Source organism: Arthrobacter sp. Helios, assembly GCF_023167125.1.
GTDB classification, from domain to species: Bacteria; Actinomycetota; Actinomycetes; order Actinomycetales; family Micrococcaceae; genus Arthrobacter_B; species Arthrobacter_B luteolus.
Map to the genome: position 1 here is coordinate 2,976,575 of NZ_CP095402.1, position 16,858 is coordinate 2,993,432.

At 68.0% G+C, this 16,858-nt stretch carries 17 protein-coding genes; 5 read left to right on the forward strand and 12 right to left on the reverse strand.

Annotated elements, in window-relative coordinates:
* Positions 1-55 precede the first annotated feature (55 nt).
* Positions 56-418, reverse strand: a complete 363-nt coding sequence (locus ArtHe_RS13540) for a DUF1801 domain-containing protein (protein WP_248317435.1) — start codon at positions 416-418, stop codon at positions 56-58.
* A 262-nt stretch (positions 419-680) separates the two neighbouring features.
* On the opposite strand from ArtHe_RS13540, the gene ArtHe_RS13545 reads away from it, so the two are divergent.
* Genes ArtHe_RS13545 through ArtHe_RS13555 form a run of 3 tightly spaced genes read left to right on the forward strand, consistent with a single transcriptional unit; the run spans position 681 to position 4,839 of the window.
* Entirely contained in the window at positions 681-1,634 is a 954-nt protein-coding gene (locus tag ArtHe_RS13545; protein ID WP_248317436.1) for an ABC transporter ATP-binding protein, read from the forward strand.
* A gap of 23 nt (positions 1,635-1,657) precedes the next feature.
* Positions 1,658-2,716: an iron-siderophore ABC transporter substrate-binding protein gene (locus ArtHe_RS13550; protein ID WP_248317437.1), complete on the forward strand. Its 1,059-nt coding sequence runs from the start codon at positions 1,658-1,660 to the stop codon at positions 2,714-2,716.
* Positions 2,713-4,839, forward strand: coding sequence for an iron ABC transporter permease (locus ArtHe_RS13555; protein WP_349238357.1), 2,127 nt, complete (start codon positions 2,713-2,715; stop codon positions 4,837-4,839). Before ArtHe_RS13550 ends, ArtHe_RS13555 begins: the two co-directional genes overlap by 4 nt.
* Before the next feature lie 32 nt (positions 4,840-4,871).
* Here the strand turns inward: ArtHe_RS13555 and ArtHe_RS13560 are convergent, their stop codons facing one another.
* Together ArtHe_RS13560 and ArtHe_RS13565 are read right to left on the reverse strand one after the other, a co-directional pair.
* Positions 4,872-5,291 carry a hypothetical protein gene (locus tag ArtHe_RS13560; RefSeq protein ID WP_248317438.1) on the reverse strand — a complete coding sequence of 140 codons (420 nt, stop codon included), beginning with the start codon at positions 5,289-5,291 and terminating at the stop codon, positions 4,872-4,874.
* Positions 5,292-5,308: 17 nt separating this feature from the next.
* Positions 5,309-5,734, reverse strand: a complete 426-nt coding sequence (locus ArtHe_RS13565; protein WP_248317439.1) for a hypothetical protein — start codon at positions 5,732-5,734, stop codon at positions 5,309-5,311.
* A 153-nt stretch (positions 5,735-5,887) separates the two neighbouring features.
* Here ArtHe_RS13565 and ArtHe_RS13570 point away from each other — a divergent pair, with 153 nt between their 5' ends.
* A complete protein-coding gene (locus ArtHe_RS13570) occupies positions 5,888-6,334 on the forward strand; it encodes a MepB family protein (RefSeq protein ID WP_248317440.1) in 447 nt (148 codons plus the stop codon).
* On the opposite strand, the gene ArtHe_RS13575 is transcribed toward ArtHe_RS13570, so the two are convergent.
* Positions 6,331-7,101: an alpha/beta hydrolase gene (locus ArtHe_RS13575; RefSeq protein ID WP_248317441.1), complete on the reverse strand. Its 771-nt coding sequence runs from the start codon at positions 7,099-7,101 to the stop codon at positions 6,331-6,333. The two genes, ArtHe_RS13570 and ArtHe_RS13575, sit on opposite strands and share 4 nt — an antisense overlap.
* Before the next feature lie 106 nt (positions 7,102-7,207).
* Positions 7,208-8,173, reverse strand: coding sequence for a GlxA family transcriptional regulator (locus ArtHe_RS13580; RefSeq protein WP_248317442.1), 966 nt, complete (start codon positions 8,171-8,173; stop codon positions 7,208-7,210).
* Between the two features lie 101 nt (positions 8,174-8,274).
* Here ArtHe_RS13580 and ArtHe_RS13585 point away from each other — a divergent pair, with 101 nt between their 5' ends.
* Positions 8,275-8,913, forward strand: a complete 639-nt coding sequence (locus tag ArtHe_RS13585) for an HD domain-containing protein (RefSeq protein WP_248317443.1) — start codon at positions 8,275-8,277, stop codon at positions 8,911-8,913.
* 67 nt (positions 8,914-8,980) lie between these two features.
* Here the strand turns inward: ArtHe_RS13585 and ArtHe_RS13590 are convergent, their stop codons facing one another.
* The 7 genes from ArtHe_RS13590 to ArtHe_RS13620 form a co-directional block, all read right to left on the reverse strand.
* Positions 8,981-9,835, reverse strand: a complete 855-nt coding sequence (locus ArtHe_RS13590; RefSeq protein ID WP_248317444.1) for an aldo/keto reductase — start codon at positions 9,833-9,835, stop codon at positions 8,981-8,983.
* Positions 9,836-9,896: 61 nt separating this feature from the next.
* Positions 9,897-10,664, reverse strand: a complete 768-nt coding sequence (locus tag ArtHe_RS13595) for an SDR family oxidoreductase (protein ID WP_248317445.1) — start codon at positions 10,662-10,664, stop codon at positions 9,897-9,899.
* On the reverse strand, positions 10,661-12,436 hold the full coding sequence (locus ArtHe_RS13600; RefSeq protein WP_248317446.1) for an FAD-dependent oxidoreductase: 1,776 nt from the start codon (positions 12,434-12,436) through the stop codon (positions 10,661-10,663). The genes ArtHe_RS13595 and ArtHe_RS13600 overlap by 4 nt, the downstream gene beginning before the upstream one ends.
* A gap of 94 nt (positions 12,437-12,530) precedes the next feature.
* A complete protein-coding gene (locus tag ArtHe_RS13605; protein WP_248317447.1) occupies positions 12,531-13,931 on the reverse strand; it encodes an MFS transporter in 1,401 nt (466 codons plus the stop codon).
* Positions 13,928-14,257 carry a Dabb family protein gene (locus ArtHe_RS13610; protein ID WP_066303529.1) on the reverse strand — a complete coding sequence of 110 codons (330 nt, stop codon included), beginning with the start codon at positions 14,255-14,257 and terminating at the stop codon, positions 13,928-13,930. The genes ArtHe_RS13605 and ArtHe_RS13610 overlap by 4 nt, the downstream gene beginning before the upstream one ends.
* Positions 14,254-15,909 (reverse strand): FAD-dependent oxidoreductase, encoded by a 1,656-nt coding sequence (locus ArtHe_RS13615; protein WP_248317448.1) that lies wholly within the window; start codon positions 15,907-15,909, stop codon positions 14,254-14,256. Before ArtHe_RS13615 ends, ArtHe_RS13610 begins: the two co-directional genes overlap by 4 nt.
* A 146-nt stretch (positions 15,910-16,055) precedes the next feature.
* Positions 16,056-16,853, reverse strand: a complete 798-nt coding sequence (locus tag ArtHe_RS13620) for an IclR family transcriptional regulator (RefSeq protein ID WP_066303524.1) — start codon at positions 16,851-16,853, stop codon at positions 16,056-16,058.
* Between the last annotated feature and the right edge of the window lie 5 nt (positions 16,854-16,858).

Sequence of the window (16,858 nt, forward strand, 5' to 3'; positions counted from 1 at the left end):
CAGGGCAATCAGACGTACCAGTGCCAGCGCACTACTGATCCTTCGAACCCGGCCTCTACTGCCGGTTGGCGTCAATATCATGCACATGTACGCGGACAAGGTCTTCGACCAGACGGCTGGGCAGGGGCTTGTCCAGCGTGAATTGGATCGAGTGTTCGGTGGTCTTGTAGCCCTCGAGCTGGTCCTTAAGCTCCTCGATCGCCCATGACGAGGGATAAAAACTCATGTGCTTCTGGGAAGCGGTGAAGTACACCAGTGCCCGGTTCTTGTATTTGAGCGTCGGCATCCCGTAGCTCATGGTCTCTTCGGTGTCCGGCACGAGCTGGGTGACGACGGTGCGGATCCGCTCGAGTTCCGCCCGGTATGCGGGGTCGAGCGCACCGAGATATTCGGCGACGCTCCTCGCTTTGTCAGCCATGACACGAGTGTAGCGCTGGGCTTCACGAGCGGTCCGGCGCATCGCCAGGCCTGGCCGGCCGTCTGCGGCTCAATCCGTCGGGCCAGGTCAGATGAAATTATGCGCCGTGTGACGTGCACGCAGCCCCAAATTGCGTCCGCCCAACGCAGCTTCTATTGTTGCTTAGGCAAGGCAAGCCTAACCTCCAGTCGGCGGTCACAGCCGCCCGGCCTCGCGATACCTGATTAACCCTCCGTTTGTCCCTTCTGCCCTTAGGTTTCCCATGCCCTGGAGAAATGCCCCTCGCCCCGAGATGGATGGCATCTCCGGCGAACCGCAGGCGGGTGCGAAGCCAGCGACGGCGCTGGCCGGCGAGCAGGTGCGCCTGGGGTACGGGAAAGACGCGGTGGTCCACGGCGTCTCCCTGACGTTCCAGCCCGGACAGGTCACCGCTCTGGTTGGCCCCAATGGCAGCGGAAAGTCGACGCTTCTGCGGTCCATGGCCCGGCTGCACCGCCTGGACGGCGGGCAGATCACGCTGCGTGGTGCCGACGGCGGCGGAACCAACGGTCCCAAGCCAGACGGCTCCACGCCAGACGGCGGCAGCGACCGGGCAGCAGCCGCACTGACCTCCCGTGAGTTCGCCCGCGAGGTCACCCTCTTCTCCCAGTCCCGGCCCGCACCCCAGGGGCTGACCGTCAGCGAAGTCGTGGCCTTCGGACGCCATCCGTACCGGCACCGCTTTGCCGGCCTCTCCGCTGAAGACCACCGGGTGATCAACCGGGCCATGGCTGCCACGGGCGTCGACGACATGTCCGGCCGGTCCGTCGGCGAGCTGTCCGGCGGGGAAGTCCAGCGCGTCTGGCTCGCCGCCTGCCTGGCCCAGGAAACCGGCGTCGTGCTCCTGGACGAACCCACCAACCACCTGGACCTGCGCTACCAGGTCGAGATCCTCGATCTTGTCCGCGACCTGGCGGATGAAACCGGCGTCGCCGTCGGAATCGTCCTGCATGACCTGGACCAGGCCGCCCGCGTGGCCGACCACCTGCTGCTGATGTCCGCCGGCCGCATCCACGCCGCGGGCGACCCGCTGGACGTGCTCACCGAACAGAACATCGGCGCGGTGTACGGCCTCCGCGTTGAGGTCAGCATCGAGCCGGGCACCAACCGCATCCGCATTGACCCCGTGGGCCGGTATGCCGCCCGCGGCCGGTCCGCGGCCAAAGCTTCAGCTTAACCACCCATCCGAGAGGCACTTCCATGACCCGACTCCGCCCACTGGCCGCCACAGCCTCCATGCTGGTTGCCGCTGCGCTGACCCTGTCCGCGTGCGGCACCACCGATGTGGAGGAGACGGCCGACGCGGCAACGTCCGCCACATCGCAGGCCTGCGCTGACGACACCACCACGACGGCGACCGGCCCGGTCTCGCTCACTGACGGCGTCGGCCGCACGGTGGAACTCGACCAGCCGGCCGAGCGCATCGCCGTGCTGGAATGGCAGCAGATCGAGGACGCCCTCACGCTGTGCGTCACCCCCGTCGCCGTCTCCGACGCTGAAGGCTACGGCACCTACGTGAGCGCCGAGACCATTCCGGAGGGCGTCGCCGATGTGGGCACGCGCGGGGAACCGGACCTGGACACGCTGTACGCGGCGGATCCCGACCTGATCATTGTGGAGGCCTTCAGCGCCGACGACGAACTGATCGCACAGCTTGAGGAGCGCGGCGTTCCGGTGCTCGCCACGCTTGGCGCCGACGGCGCGGATCCGATCGGGAACATGAAGAACGTTTTCTCCATGATCGCCGAGGCCACCGGACGCACCGACCGGGCCGAGCAGGTCCTCAGCGACTTCGATAACCACCTGGCTGAGGCGAAGGACAAGGTGAAGTCCGCCGGGCTGGAAACCACCGACTTCCTGTTCTTCGACGGCTGGATCGAAGGCGGCAATGTCACGATCCGCCCGTATGGACAGGGCGCACTCTTCACCGCGCTGGGCGAAGAACTGGGCCTGACTTCCGCCTGGACCGATGAAATCGATGCCAAGTACGGCAGCGGCGGCGTGGATCCGGCCTACGGACTCGGCCAGACCGACATCGAAGGCCTCACGGCGGTGGGCGATGCGAATCTCTTCTACTCCAACGATGAAGAAGCCGGCAGCTACGTCTCTGAACTCGAGAAGAACCCGATATGGACCGCGCTTCCGGCCGTCAAGGAAGGCCGCGCCTACGCGTTCCCCGCAGGCGTCTGGGGCGCCGGCGGGCCGCTGTCCAACCAGCAGGCGATCGACGCCTACGTTGACGCCATGCTGTCTGAGTGAGCACACCGCTCCACACGCGGGACCTCACCGCTCCGCAGGCCCGCCCGGGCCTGCGGAGCGGCTTGCGTGCCACCCTCCAACACACCGGCGGCGGACTCGCGGTACTCGCCGTCCTGATGCTGGCGGTTGTTGTGGTGGGTGCGTGGCACCTGACGCAGGGCACCTCCGGGGCCGGGCTGCTGGATCTGTGGCGCCTGTTCGGCGGCGCGCAGGAGACCGTGGGCGGTGTGCCGATCGCCGACGTGCTGGTCGGCTCGCGGCTGCCGCGGCTCTTCGCCGGCGTGGCCGTGGGCTTCGCCCTCGGGGTCGCGGGGGCGCTGCTGCAGTCCGTGACCCGGAACGCGCTGGCCTCCCCCGATACCCTCGCCGTCACCGCTGGTTCCTACTTCGCGCTCACCGCCGTCGCGGCCTTCGGCCTGTCGGTGCCGCTGTGGGCCTCCGGGACTGTCGCCTTCGCAGGCGGGGTGCTGACTGCCGCCGTCGTCCTGGGCCTGGCCGGACGCTCGGTGGGCTCGGGGACCACCCGGCTGATCCTGGCAGGTTCCGCCATCGCCATGGCGCTGGACGCTGCGACGGCGATGCTGCTGATCCTGTTCAAGGAAAACACCACCGGCCTGTTCGCCTGGGGCAGCGGTTCGCTGGCCCAGCTGAACCTCGACGCCTCGGTGCGTGCCGCCCCGGTGATCATCGCGATGCTCTGCGTCGCGCTGCTGCTCTGCCGCCGCCTCGATGTGCTAAAACTCGGCGACGACACCGCGTCCTCCCTTGGTGTGCCGGTCGCCTCGACCCGCGTGTTTGCCGTGCTGTGCGCGGTGCTGCTGACGAGCATCTCCGTCACCCTGGCCGGACCCATTGCGTTTGTAGGCCTCGGCGCCCCGGTGCTGGCCCGGCTGCTCGCGTCGCGGGCACCGGTGCTGCGCCGGCATCATTTCCTGCTGCCGGTGTCCGGGCTGCTGGGTGCGCTGCTGATCCTCCTCGCGGATGCGGTGCTGCGGGGAATCCTCGGCGCGGAAGGCGCCAGTTCAATTCCCACCGGTGTCCCGACGGCGCTGCTCGGCGCCGTCCTGATTGTGGTGCTGGCGATGCGGATGCGGGATTCCGGTCCCGTCTCGATGCCCCCGCAGGGACGGCTCGGCGTCCGGACCCGCCGCCGCTTCCTGATCGCCCTCGCCGTCTCCGGCCTGCTGCTGCTGGCCGCGGTCCTGGTGGGCCTGCTCGCCGGGAGCCTGTGGCTGCGCACCGGGGACGTGGCGCTGTGGTTGAACGGTTCGGCGCCGGACCTGATTGGCCGTGCCCTGGATGACCGCTTCCCGCGGGTGGCCGCGGCGGTGCTGGCCGGAGCGGCCCTGGGCCTGGCCGGATGCGTGGTGCAGGGAACTGTCCGCAACCCGCTGGCCGAACCCGGCATCCTGGGCATCACCGCCGGCGCCGGCCTCGGCGCCGTCACCGTGGTGACCTCCAACCTGGGCGGCGGACGCCCGATGCTCATCACCATGGCCGTGCTGATGGGCCTGGCCACCTTCGCGCTGATCGCCCTGCTGGCCTGGCGCGGCGGCCTGCTCCCGGACCGCTTTGTGCTCGTTGGCATCGGCTGCGGCTACGGCCTGACCTCGCTGACCACGCTCCTGCTCCTGCGCGCCGACCCGTGGAACACCCCGCGCATCCTCACCTGGCTCTCCGGCACCACTTACGGACGGACGCTGCCCGACGTCGTTCCGGTGGCCGTGGCACTGCTGCTGGCACTGCCGCTGGTGTTTGGTCTGCGGCGCCGGCTGGATCTGCTCGCCGTCGACGACGACACTCCCCGCATTCTGGGCGTCCGGCTGGAGCGTTCCCGCCTGCTCCTGCTCGGTACCGCGGCCGTGCTGGCGTCGCTGAGTGTCGTGGCCATTGGCGCGGTGGGTTTTGTGGGGCTGGTGGCCCCGCATCTGGCCCGGTTTATTGCCGGCGCCCGGCATTCGCGGCTGATTCCGCTGTCGATGCTGCTCGGCGCGGTGCTGGTGTCCGTGGCGGACACCCTGGGGCGGACGCTCATCGCGCCGGCGCAGATCCCGGCCGGGCTGATGATCGCCCTGATCGGTGCCCCGTATTTCGTCTGGCTGCTGCGGCGGTCGCGGGGGTAAAACGTGGGGCCGGGCGCCGGGGCGCCGTGCAACTAGTTTCTGGCCCAGCTGCAGATGCCGGGGGTTTCTTCCGGTGCTGCCGTCCCCGGGTAACCCCGGCCGCCGGGCGCGCTTTCGCAGAACTCTTCAGCCGCGGCCTTGCTGAAGCTAAGAACGGGTGCCGACGCCGCAACGAGCAGGAGCACAACAGTACAGAGGGACAGCACCCATGCACTCCGGTCCGTCGGGGCTCGCTTCATCAGGACACCGGTGGCGATCGCGGCGAGGGCTGACGCAAAGAAAGGCACAAACGTCACCGTCTGGGACCACCTGGCACCTGATCCCGCAATAAACGACGCAAAGGTGACCAGGGAAAGCAGGACAACAAACAGAGCGGGGAGGAAGGTGGGGATGAGTACCCACAGCACCAAGAGATCCGGCTTGTTTGAGCGGACCCGTGTACTGCGTCTCATTTCCCGGTGCCCGGAACTCAACGCGGTTCGGCGATAACGGCGTTCTGCTGGGCCGCGCGGCACAGCTGCTCCTCGCGTGACTCAGGGCTGAGCTCATTCCAGGCCCGTGTTTGCGCCTCAATTTCGGCTGCGGGGCGGCCCATGGCTCTCATCTGCTCGGGCGAAACCATCACGCTGTTCTCGGGACCCATCAGGTTCCTGCGGTCCAGGTCCGCGCCCGGACCATGTGCGTACTCGGCAGAACAAGCGACGAACGGTTCGTACACGGCTGTCTCGGGGTCATCTTCGATTCCAGGAAAACCGGCGTCCGACGCCGGTGAGACGGCAAGGTCCACGGTCGATGATTCCGGGCCTGACTCCGCCGCGAAGTCATCAATCACTGGGGCGGACAGCGTGCCGATCCCGAGGGCGAAGCCGCCCGCAATGGACAGGCCAACGACCATTCCTACTGACGGTCTTTTGATCATTGCGGCTCCCCCGAACCTTTGCGTCGCGCCCCACCGGCGCAACGAGCCGAGTCTAGCGGACGGCAAGGGAACTCCCGCTGCAGTAGGAGCACGTCGTTGTGGCAGATGGCGAACGCATAGAGTTCTAGAGTGAATTTCCGTGCGTTCAGCCGCTTCATCGACTTTGCACCTTCTCCGACCAATGCGCTGGTCATCCAGGTTGAAGAACAGAACAGCGACTACGAATCTGGCGTCGCGAGCCTCGGGGAGGAACACTGGCGAATCCGCACCGCCCGGATCACGCCGACGAAGCCGGGCGCTTTTGTCGCAGTATGGACCCGCAGCCAAGGAGGATCACCCAGGCCGTTCACCGCTGAGGAGTCGTTGGCCGGTTTGCTCGTCTTTGTGGAGGACGAGGACCGGTTCGGGGTCTTCCAATTCACCCCGGCGCACCTGGTCTCGGCCGGCTATGTCAGCTCTGATATGCATCCCGGCAAGCGTGGTTTCCGCGTCTATCCCGCGTGGTGCAGCGACCTCAATCCTCAGGCGTCCCGTACTCAGCGAGTGCAGGCAGCTGCGTTCACCGAGCTGGGTTAAGGTAGCTGCTGCAGGAATTCCCGGACTACGGCGCTGATCAGCGCCGGACGCTCGGCCAGCAGGCCGTGGGTGGCGCCGGGAACGATGCACAGCTGCGCCCCCGGAATGGACGCCGCGATGAGCAGGCTGTGGTCCGGACGGATGGTGTCCCGGTCCCCGGACATGATCAGCGCTGGAGCCTTGATCGCGCCCAGCTCCGCAGGCTCGATGTGCGGCTCTTCAGTCCAGAGCCGGAACAGTTTGGCCAGGACCGCATCGGCGTGGGCCGGCCCGTCCGGAGACAGCCGCTCGTAATGCATCCGCTCGACATCGGGCTTCGGCTCTTCCTTGGGCGCTTCATGCACCGGGGGCCCGAGCACCGGCAGCCCGCCGCCGTCGTCGTCGGATCGTTTAAATGCTGACGGGTCCAGGTTCGCGCTGATGGCGATCAGGGAGCGGACCCGTTCCGGATGGTGCAGTGCCAGCAGCAGTCCGAGGATCGCGCCGTCGCTGTAGCCCAGCACGTCCACCGATTCCAGGCCCTCCGCATCGAGGTAAGCCACGGTGTCGGCGAGGCCGCGCTCGTAGCTGTAATCGCCGTCGATATCAGCCGACCGTCCGTGCCCGGGGCGTTCGAACGCGAAGACCTGCCGCTCCCCCGCCAGCGCATCGGACTGTGCCCGCAGCGATTCCAGCGAACAGAATCCGCCGTGCAGGAAGAGGACGGGCGGCCCTTCGCCGGCCACCTCGGAATAGAGATCGACGCCGTTGATCCGGTGGTAAGTCATGTGGTCCTGCCGTGGGGTCGGGATGGGCTGCTCGCGCGGCGAGCTTTCCCTACCATTGTGGGGCTCACGGAGGTGGGCGGCCCCTCCGGCCAGCCCGGTGACGGCGTCAGGAAAGCGGAATCGGCTGAGTGGTGGCGAAACGCGTCCGGTATTCGGTCGGCGTGATACCCAGGTGCCGGCCGAAAGCCCGGCGGAGCGTTTCGTCGCTGCCGAAGCCGCTCTGCTGGGCCGCCTTGGTAATGCTGTGCCCCTCAAGCACCAGCTCCTGCGCCAGGCCCAGGCGGACGCGCTCAACCCAGCGGGCCGGCGTCGTACCCAGCTCCGCCTGGAACAGGCGGGTCAGATGCCGGGCGCTGACCGCCGCGGCTGCGGACATTGACGGGAGAGTGTGTTCGCCGGCGGGATCTGCCTGCACCGCCGCGGTCACCGCCTGCAGCACGCTGCTGCGGACCCGCGGCATGTCACGGTCCGCGGAGAACTGGGACTGGCCGCCAGGCCGCTGCATAAAGACGACCAGCTCGCGCGCTATCCCGCGGGCCGCCTCTGCCCCGTAGTCGTCTTCCACCAAGGACAGTGCCAGGTCGATTCCCGCGGTGATGCCGGCGGAGGTGACGTATCTGCCGTCCCTGACATGGATCACGTCCGGCTGCACGCGCACCCGGGGATAGCGGCTGGCCAGGGTTTGGGTGTGCCGCCAGTGCGTGGTTGCCCGGCGCCCGTCGAGCAGGCCGAGCTCGGCGAGCACGAACGCACCGGTGCACACTGAGGCCACCCGCTCCGCGCGCCCGGCAACCGTCCGTACCGCGGCCAGCAGGTCCTCGTCGAGGACCGGTTCGGTGAGCCGGTCGGCGCCGACAACGATAACCGTGTCCAGGGCACCTGCCTCGGCGACCGCCGTCGTGCCTCCCACTGCCAGCCCGGAGGAAGCCGTGACGGTGCCGCCGTGCGGGGAGACCAGGACGGGCGTGTATGGCAGGCCGGCGCGGCGTGCCTGGTGCAGGACTTCGCCCGGACCGCTGAGGTCGAGCATCGTCATTCCGTCGAACACGATGAAGCCAACCCGCTGGGTCATGTCTGAAATTGTGGTTTTTGCGGCTGAAAGGACATGGCACCAGCCTATCCGGCTGGGAGACGCTGGAGGAGACCACCGACAGATGTTGATAGGAGAACAAGATGGCTGAATCGATCGCGGGCGTGGAGATTCCCGACAGTGCTTTGGCACGGGAGGCGACCGACCTGGTACGCGAGGTTGCGCCTCCGCTGCTGTTCGACCACTCCCGCCGGGTCTTCGTGTTCGGCTCGCTGCGCGGCAAGGAGCAGGGCCTGGATTTCGATCCGGAACTGCTGTACGTCGGGGCGATGTTCCACGACCTCGGCCTGACCGAAAAGTACCGCCGCGCTAATCAGCGGTTCGAGATCGACGGTGCCGACGAGGCCCGCCGGTTCCTGCTCGCCCACGGAATCACCGGCGAGGCAGCGGACCTGGTTTGGACGGCCATTGCGCTGCACACCACCCCGGAGATACCGCTGCACATGGCGCCCGAAATTGCCCTGGTGACCCGCGGGGTCGAGTTGGATGTCCTGGGCCTGGGCTACCACGCCATCTCGGCCGAACAGCGTGCCGCCGTGGTTGCGGCGCACCCCCGGCCGGACTTCAAGAACCGCATCCTTGAAGCCTTCACGGAGGGCATCAAGGACCGGCCGGAGACCACCTTCGGCAATGTGAAGGCAGATGTGCTGGCCCACTTTGTCCCCGGATTCCAGCGCGGCGACTTCGTGGAAGTTATCCGGGGTTCCGACTGGCAGGAATAGGCACGACGGCGGCTGCCCTGGCAGCCCTTCCCCGGTGAGGGAGGGACACCAGGGCGGTTAGACGCCGTCACTTGCCACTGAAGACCGGGAACCTGCTGGACTTCCCGTAGTCCTTCATCCGCAGGTGGCGGAGGGTGTCCATGTCCTGCCCGGAGATGACGAAATTGACCTCAGCGTTGCTCCGCATGTGCTCCGGGTTCGCGGTCTTGGGAAGCGGCACGGTGCCCAGCTCCAGCGCGTACCGGATGCACAGCTGCGGAACGGTCACCCCATACCGCCCGGCCATGGCGGTGACGTCCGGGTTCTTGAGCATTTCACCGTGGGCAATGGGCGAGTACGCCTCGATGAGGATGTTCCGTTCCGTGCAGTAGTCCAGCAGCGCATCCGGGGTGTTGCCGACGTGAACCAGGATCTGGTTGACCTGCGGAGCTACGGCTGCGGCGGAGAGGATGTTCTCCAGGTCGGCCTGTTCAAAGTTGGAGACACCGATGGAGCGGAGCTTGCCCGCCGTATGGGCCTCTTCCAGCGCCCGCCAGGCTTCCCGGTTGCCTTCGGCGTAGGAGCCGCCGCGCCAGTCGTTCCATGGCTGGGGGCTGTGGATCAGCATCAGGTCCAGGTAGTCCAGGCCCATCACGCTGAGGGAATCGTCGATGGCTGTGACCGCGTCCTGGTAATCCTTGATCTCCGCCGCCAGCTTGCTGGAAACGAACAGCTCTCCGCGCGGCACCCCGCTGCTGCGCACGCCGTCCCCTACCCCGTGTTCATTTCCGTAGGCCTGCGCTGTGTCGATGTTGCGGTACCCGATCCCGATGGCGTCCCGCACGGCCTGGGCCGCGGCGTCAGCGGGGATGAACCAGGTGCCGAGTCCGAGCTTCGGGATCGGCAGTCCGTTTGCCAGCGTGTAGGTTTCGTCCAGGATCATGGGTTTTGCTCCTCGGAATTGGCGGAACTGCTGGGTCTCCTTCCGCTATGGTCCTCCGCTTCTACTGCGCCGTATACCCTCCATCGACCGGCCACACTGACCCGGTGACAAAACTGGCCGCATCGGAGGCCAGGAAGCAGATCACCTCCGCAATCTCCTCAGTGCTGCCAAGCCGTCCCATCGGCTGCCGGGCGAGGATCTGCGAGCGCACGGACCCGTCCAATGCGGCCAGCAGCGGCGTCTCGGCATACCCGGGCGCCACCGCGTTCACCCGGATCCCGGTGGGCGCGTAGGTCAGCCCGGCGGACCGGACCAGGTTCGCGACACCCGCCTTCGCCGCAGAATACGGCCCCGATCCCGCCTGCCCGACCAGTCCAAGGATGGAGGAAACAGCGACGACGGCGCCGCTCCCCTGCCCGGACATGTAACGCAGCGCCTGTTTCATCGACAGGGCCACTCCGGTGAGGTCGATGTCCAGCACCCGCCGCCAGTGTTCGGCGTCCAGTTCATGCAGCGGACCTTTGGATTCCGGGATCCCGGCGTTGGCCACCAGGATGTCCACCGAACCGCCCAGCCGGGCGGCCTCCGCCATCAGCGTGGCCACAGAATCTTCATCCGTAACGTCCGTGCGGACGGAGCGTGCCCGGCAGCCTTCGGCAGTCAGCGCGTCCGCCACGGCAGCCGCACCGGAGCTGATGTCCCCGATGACCACGAAGGCTCCACGGCGGGCCAGCATCCGGGCGGTGGCCGCGCCGATCCCGCCGGCAGCGCCGGTTACGACGGCGGTGCGGCTGGCGAACGGCCCCGCCGTCGCAGCGGCATCTCTCACGCGCCGCCCTCCCGGGAGTTTCCGGATCCGGCACGGCTGTTCCCGGCCGCCAGCCCGGCGATGTCCCGGCCCATGCGGTAGCCAAAGACCAGGGCGGGCCCGATGTGCGATCCGTAGCCCGGGTAACCGCCGCCGAAGACGGAGACAGCGGACGCCCCGACGGCGTACAGCCCGGGAACCCGGGTGCCGTCGGCCCGGATCACGGCTGAATGACTGTCGACGTCGATTCCGGCAAACGTGCCCAGATCCCCCATCCGGACCTTCACCGCGTAGTACGGTCCCTTGTCCAGCGGCGCCAGGTTGGGGTTGGGCTTGTGTTCCAGGTCCCCGCGGAAGTGGTTGTACGCCGTGGAACCACGGCCGAACTCCGTGTCCACGCCGGCGAGCGCATCCCGGTTGAACCGGGTGATCGTCTCCGCCAGCCCTTCGGCGTCGACGCCGATCCGCCGGGCCAGGTCGGCAACGCTTTTGCCCTTGTGCAGGAAGCCAGTCCGGTAATAGAAGGTACGCGGAATGGGCCACGGTTTCGCGAAGCCAACGCCGTACTTGTGCATCAGCTTCGCGTCACCGACCACCCAGGCGTAGGTGGAGTCCTGGTCCTCGTGGTGCTTGAGCATCGCCCCGCCGAAGTCGTGGTAGCTCAGGGCCTCGTTGCCGAACCGTTTGCCGTGGCGGTCAACCGTGATCATGCCGGGCAGGCCGATCTGGCGCAGGTGCGGGAACAGCCGCCGGGTGCCGCTGAGCAGGTGCCGGAACACGGTGACCGGCGCCCAGGAACCCACCGACGAAACGTCCGCATTGATGCCGCCGCCGGCGGACATCGCCAGCCGGGCCGAGGACCCGTCGTGCCCCTGGGTCGGAGTGAAATGCTCGGTGCCGGTGCGGTCATGCGGGAAGTACTGGGCGCGCAGTTCGCGGTTCCCGGAGAATCCTCCGCCGGCCAGCACCACTCCCAGCCGGGCCGTGACCGTTCCGGCGTGGGACCCGCCGAGCACCGCCCCGGTCACCGCCCCGCCGTCGCCCTTGAGCAATGACAGCACCGGGGTGTCCGTCCACACCCGCACCCCGGCATCCAGCGCGGACTTCACCATGCGGGTCATCAGCGCGGAGCCGTTGGTCCGTTTGAGCGGCTGCCGGTGCAGCGCGATGTCCGTCCAGGTCTTCAGCAGCTTGACGGCCACGTAGGTGAAGGACTTGACCGACTGATTCGCGTGCAGGAACTGGCTGAGGTCCGGCCCCACCTGCGGCATGTACCCGAACACGGTGTAGGAGCTCAGGTAGGGCTGCAGCTCGCGGCGGCGGTCCCCCAGAATCCGGACGTCGGCGTCGGCGGGCAGGATGGCCCGCCCGCCGAGCTTCGCGCCCGGGAGGTCCATCTGGTAATCCGGTGCCTTCTCGGGATAGCTGAAAACGACCTCCGTGTGGTTCTCGAAGAACTCGATCGCCTCCGGCACGGTGTCCAGGAACCCGGCCACCCCGGACTCGTTGTAGGTCTCCGGCGCCAGCTCCTGCAGGTACTGCTCGGCTTCGGCCCGGGTGTCTCCGACGGCGGCGGTTCCCTTCGGGTTGCCCGGTACCCAGGCCCAGCCGGCGGACAGGGCGGTGGTGCCGCCGAAGTGCGGTGATTTCTCCGCCACGATCACGGTCAGCCCCTCGTGCGCCGCCTTAATGGCGGCCGCCATGCCGGCGGCCCCGGAGCCGACGACGAGCACGTCGCATTGGAACTGCGCGGCCGGGGCGGGGTGGGAGGAAGGGGTTGGGTTGGTACTCATGGTGATCTCCTTGCGTGGGGCACCGCCCGCCGGCAGGTCCGCCTGCCGGCGCGGTGTCCGTGTGGATGGGGCCGGGCCCGAGGGCCGGCCGGGGTCAGGGCCGGCGGGTGGCCTGCAGGTAGGGTCCGCCGAGTTCCTTGATCGGGGTGTGGGCGGTTTCCCGGGAGCTGAGGACTGCGCCGGCGGCTACGAGGGCGCAGAGGCCGCCGAACACGGCCACCGGTATCCAGCCGAATGCACCCTCGGCCAGCAGCAGGCCGCCGATCATGGGGCCGAAACCGGCGACGACCAGCCCGAGCTGGTTGCCGATGGCCATCCCGGAGTAGCGGACCGGGGCGGCAAACAGCTCTCCGAAGAAGGAGGTCCAGACGCCGTTGAAGCCTGAGTACAGCACGGTCATAAACAGCACGGACACGGCGAAAACGATCCAGATGTTGCCGGTGCCCAGGGCCAGGAAGTAGAGGAAGATGCAGCCGGCGCAGCCCAGCATGGAGGTCAGCATGACCGGCCGGCGCCCAATCCGGTCGGAGAGCCGGCCGGCCAGCGGCATGGCGGCCATGGACAGGCCGATCGCCACCGCGTTGACGGTGAGGATGGACGTCCGTTCGAACCCGCCCTGGTCGGTGGCGTAGGAGAGACCGAAGACGGTGAACACGGTCTGCATGACGGAGAAGATGGACATCAGCAGTACCCGCAGCACGTCACCGCCCTGGTATTTCAGGACCTCGCGGGCCGGGAGTTTCCGAACGGCGCCGGCCTGGGCGACTTCCTCTTCGAACACCGGTGTTTCATCGAGTTTGGTGCGGACCCAGAAGGCCAGGGCCAGGACGGCGACGGAGAGCAGGAACGGCACCCGCCAGCCCCAGCTCATCAGATCCTCCTCGGGCAGGGCGGAGATTGGAATGAAGACGAGGGTGGAGAGCACCATGCCGGAGGCGTATCCGGTCATCACGAAGGAGGTGAAGAATCCGCGCCGGCCTTCCGGTGAGTGCTCAATGGTCAGGGAGGAGGCCCCGGCGGATCCGGCGCCGGCTGAGAATCCCTGCGCCAGGCGCCCGGCGACCAGGAGCACGGTGGCCCAGATCCCGATCTGTTCGTAGGTGGGCAGCAGGCCGATCGCCAGCGAGGCTCCGCCCATCAGCAGCAGGGTGAACAGCAGGACGTTCTTGCGTCCGATCCGGTCGCCGAAGTGGCCCATGACCATACCGCCCAGGGGACGGGCAATATAGGCGACGCCGAAGGTGGCGAACGCGGCGATGGTGGCGACCGCCGGGTTGGCGGTGGGGAAGAACAGCTGCGGGAAAACCAGCGCGGCCGCGGTGCCGTAGATGAAGAAGTCGTAGTACTCCAGTGTGGAGCCGAGGAAGGAGGCGAGCGCGGCCTTGCGCGGGGTCCGGGGTGGTTCGTGGCCCGCCGCGGCATCGGCGGAGCCGGTCTTCCGGGCTTGGGGCGGGGCTTCGCCGGGGCGGAGGGCCTTGGGCAGGGGAAGACTCATGAGATGTCCTTTGCGCTTGGATCCAAGGCTGGATCGTCCAGTTCGAAGTCCACGTAGGCGAGGTCCTGCACGTTGGGCAGGGAGAACGGCTTGATGGCCTCGTGGAGGGGGTGGGTGTTGTAGACAGCGATGTCCGCACGGGTGGTGAAGTCCGCGATGATGACGTGGTCCCAGGACCGGTCGGTGTGCATGATGTCCGGACCGTGAACGAGCCGGAGCATCCCGGGGATGTTGTCCCGCATGGCGTCCAGGCCTGCGGTCCACTGCTCGCGGATGGCCGGCGTGAAGGAGTCCTTCCAGCGGAACATCACGATGTGCCGGATCATGCGGAGACCATCCGGGCCGGGGCGTAGGCGGCGGGTTGCCCGGCCAGCAGGCGGCCGGCCAGGTAGGCCATGGTCATCAGCGGGCCGAGCGTGGCGCCCGCTCCGGGGTAGCCGGCGGAGTAGGGGCTTTCGGTGGTGTTGCCGGCGGCGAACAGTCCGGCGATCGGTTCGCCGTCGACGTCGAGCACCTGGCCGGTGCCGTTGGTGGCCAGCCCGCCGCAGGTGCCGAAGGCACCGTTGACCACTTCCAGCGCGTAGTACGGCCCGTACTGGAGCGGGCCCAGGGAGGGATTGGGCCAGGCGTTGTCCGCATCGCCCCAGTAGCGGTCGTATTCCGAGGAGCCGCGGCCGAAGTCCGGGTCTGCCCCGGCCAGTGCGTGGGCGTTGAACCGGGAAACGGTGGCTTCCAGGGCGTCTCCCGGAACCCCGATCCGCACCGCGAGCTCAGTCAGGGTTGGGGCTTCGACGAGCCAGTCAGGGGTGCGCTGACCCGCCCGGTGGTCCAGGATTCCATAGCGTTCCAGGTAGGACTGGTCGAAGACCACGTGGGCGGGGGTGTTCAGCGTCTGGTTGTTCGCCGAGTCCCAGGACTGCAGCACCCGGGCGAGGTCGTTGTAGTTCTGCGCCTCGTTGGCGAACCGGACACCGTGGCGGTTCACCATGATGGAACCCGGCCCCTGCCGTTCGAACCGCAGCAGCGACCCGACCGGTTCGCCGTCCCGCACCCCGCCGGTGAAGGACATGGGCGCCCACCACGCTTCGCGGGTGCCGCGGGTCATGGCTCCGACGCGCTGGCCCATCTTCAGGGCATCTCCGGTGTTCGACGGCGGTGAGCACATCGTGACCAGGCGGCTGGCCAGCATCGAGTCGGCCAGCGGCCGGTCCCATTCGAACCCGCCGGCGGCCAGCACCACCCCGGATCCGGCGCTGATCTCCGTGCCGTCCTCGAGCCTCACTCCGGTGATCCTGCCACTGCCGGTCAACAGCCGTTCGGCGCGGGCCTCGACGGCCAGGTGCACGCCGTTCCGCTGGCAGGCTGCCACCAGCATGGCGACCAGGGCGTGCCCCTTGGCGGCGATCCCGGCTTCCTGCCGGGCAGTGAGCTGGTCCCAGGGGAACGCGGTGAAGGCTCCCCACTGCTCATACTCCTGCATGGTGTACGGGTGGCGGCCGTCGGTGCGGATGTGCGCGGCCAGGCCGCCGAGGGCTTCGCGGTAGTTGAACAGTTCAGGTTCCACGGTGCGGCCGCCGGGCACAGCACCCGGGAGGTCCTGCCGGTAGTCCGGAAAGTTGTTCAGGAAGATGAACCGAACGTCCAGCTCCTCCTCGGCGAAGCGCAGCATGGTGTCCCCGTGTTCGAGGGCCGCGTCCATCAGCTCCGCCCGGCCGAGGCCACGGGCCACGGCCTCCACATACCGGCGGCCGGCGGCCTTGGAGTCACTGATGCCGGCCTGGCGGGCATAGTGGTTGTCCACCACCCACAGCATTCCGCCGGAGACGGCGGAGGTCCCGCCCAGCAGGGCGGATTTCTCCAGCACCAGGACGGATTGGCCGGCGGCGGCGGCAGTGGCGGCCGCGGTCAGCGCCGCGGCTCCTGAACCCACGACGACGACGTCATAGTGGCCTGCGTTCTCACCGTTGAGGATGCGCATGGGTGGTCCCTTCGATCGGACGGGTGCAATGGAAACTGCTCGTTCGATCGTGACAGGGGTCACACACGGTTCGGCGAGGGTGTTCCATTCATTCGAACCCCTGCTCCGTTGAACGGAGCGGCAGCTCCTGAGCCCGCGAAGGCGGCTCAGCTGGCGGACGGAACGCTGCGGCGCTGCATCCCCGGCGCGGCCGGCACGTAGCCAAGGCGGCGGGTAATCGCCCGGGAAGCCATCTTCAGCTGCGGAACGATCGCCGGCAGGGCCTCCTGACCAAGCGGGACGATCACCGTCAGCCCGGCCACCACCTGGTCCCGCCGCGCAAAGATGGGAACTGAGATCCCGCTGGATTCCTCAACAATGATCCCGGCCATCGAGCAGAAACCGGACTGCCGGACCGCAGCCAGGACGCCGCGCAGCTGCTCGGGATCGGTGACGGTTGCTTCGGTCAGCTTTTCCAGCCGCCGGTGCAGGAACCGGTCCTGCTCCTCCTCCGCCGCATGGGCCATAAAAACCAGTCCGGCGGAGCAGCCGTGCACCGGCAGCCGGCCGGCAACCCGGGTGATGTTCACCGTGGACGCGTCGGAGGCGAGGCGTTCAATGTAGAGCACATCCGTCCCTTCAAGGACTCCCAGCGAGACGTGGTGGCCGCTGTGCGCCAGCAGGTCCTCCATCACCGGCAGGGCGGCTTCGCGGAGGTTCGCCGCGCGGGATCCGCGGCTGGCCAGCTCCCAGAGCCGGTGCCCGTGGCGGACCCGCTTTTCGGCGTCGCGCTCCAGCAGACCCTCCACTTCAAGCTCCGCGACCAGCCGGTGAACCGTGGAGACCGGGAGGTTCGCCTCCCGGGCCAGCTTCCGGAGCGGGAGCGCCGGCTCCTCGTCGGTGAAGGCAGCCAGCAGGCGCACCACGCGGTTAACCACGGATTCCCCCGAGGGTGAGTTGGCCACCGTGC

What these genes read in the sequence shown, in the direction of transcription:
- ArtHe_RS13610 (WP_066303529.1), bottom strand. Translation starts at nt 14,257, where the DNA reads ATGATCCGGCACATCGTGATGTTCCGCTGGAAGGACTCCTTCACGCCG.
- ArtHe_RS13585 (WP_248317443.1), top strand. Translation starts at nt 8,275, where the DNA reads ATGGCTGAATCGATCGCGGGCGTGGAGATTCCCGACAGTGCTTTGGCA.
- ArtHe_RS13580 (WP_248317442.1), bottom strand. Translation starts at nt 8,173, where the DNA reads ATGACCCAGCGGGTTGGCTTCATCGTGTTCGACGGAATGACGATGCTC.
- ArtHe_RS13545 (WP_248317436.1), top strand. Translation starts at nt 681, where the DNA reads ATGCCCTGGAGAAATGCCCCTCGCCCCGAGATGGATGGCATCTCCGGC.
- ArtHe_RS13550 (WP_248317437.1), top strand. Translation starts at nt 1,658, where the DNA reads ATGACCCGACTCCGCCCACTGGCCGCCACAGCCTCCATGCTGGTTGCC.
- ArtHe_RS13615 (WP_248317448.1), bottom strand. Translation starts at nt 15,909, where the DNA reads ATGCGCATCCTCAACGGTGAGAACGCAGGCCACTATGACGTCGTCGTC.
- ArtHe_RS13575 (WP_248317441.1), bottom strand. Translation starts at nt 7,101, where the DNA reads ATGACTTACCACCGGATCAACGGCGTCGATCTCTATTCCGAGGTGGCC.
- ArtHe_RS13565 (WP_248317439.1), bottom strand. Translation starts at nt 5,734, where the DNA reads ATGGTCGTTGGCCTGTCCATTGCGGGCGGCTTCGCCCTCGGGATCGGC.
- ArtHe_RS13540 (WP_248317435.1), bottom strand. Translation starts at nt 418, where the DNA reads ATGGCTGACAAAGCGAGGAGCGTCGCCGAATATCTCGGTGCGCTCGAC.
- ArtHe_RS13605 (WP_248317447.1), bottom strand. Translation starts at nt 13,931, where the DNA reads ATGAGTCTTCCCCTGCCCAAGGCCCTCCGCCCCGGCGAAGCCCCGCCC.
- ArtHe_RS13590 (WP_248317444.1), bottom strand. Translation starts at nt 9,835, where the DNA reads ATGATCCTGGACGAAACCTACACGCTGGCAAACGGACTGCCGATCCCG.
- ArtHe_RS13560 (WP_248317438.1), bottom strand. Translation starts at nt 5,291, where the DNA reads ATGAGACGCAGTACACGGGTCCGCTCAAACAAGCCGGATCTCTTGGTG.
- ArtHe_RS13600 (WP_248317446.1), bottom strand. Translation starts at nt 12,436, where the DNA reads ATGAGTACCAACCCAACCCCTTCCTCCCACCCCGCCCCGGCCGCGCAG.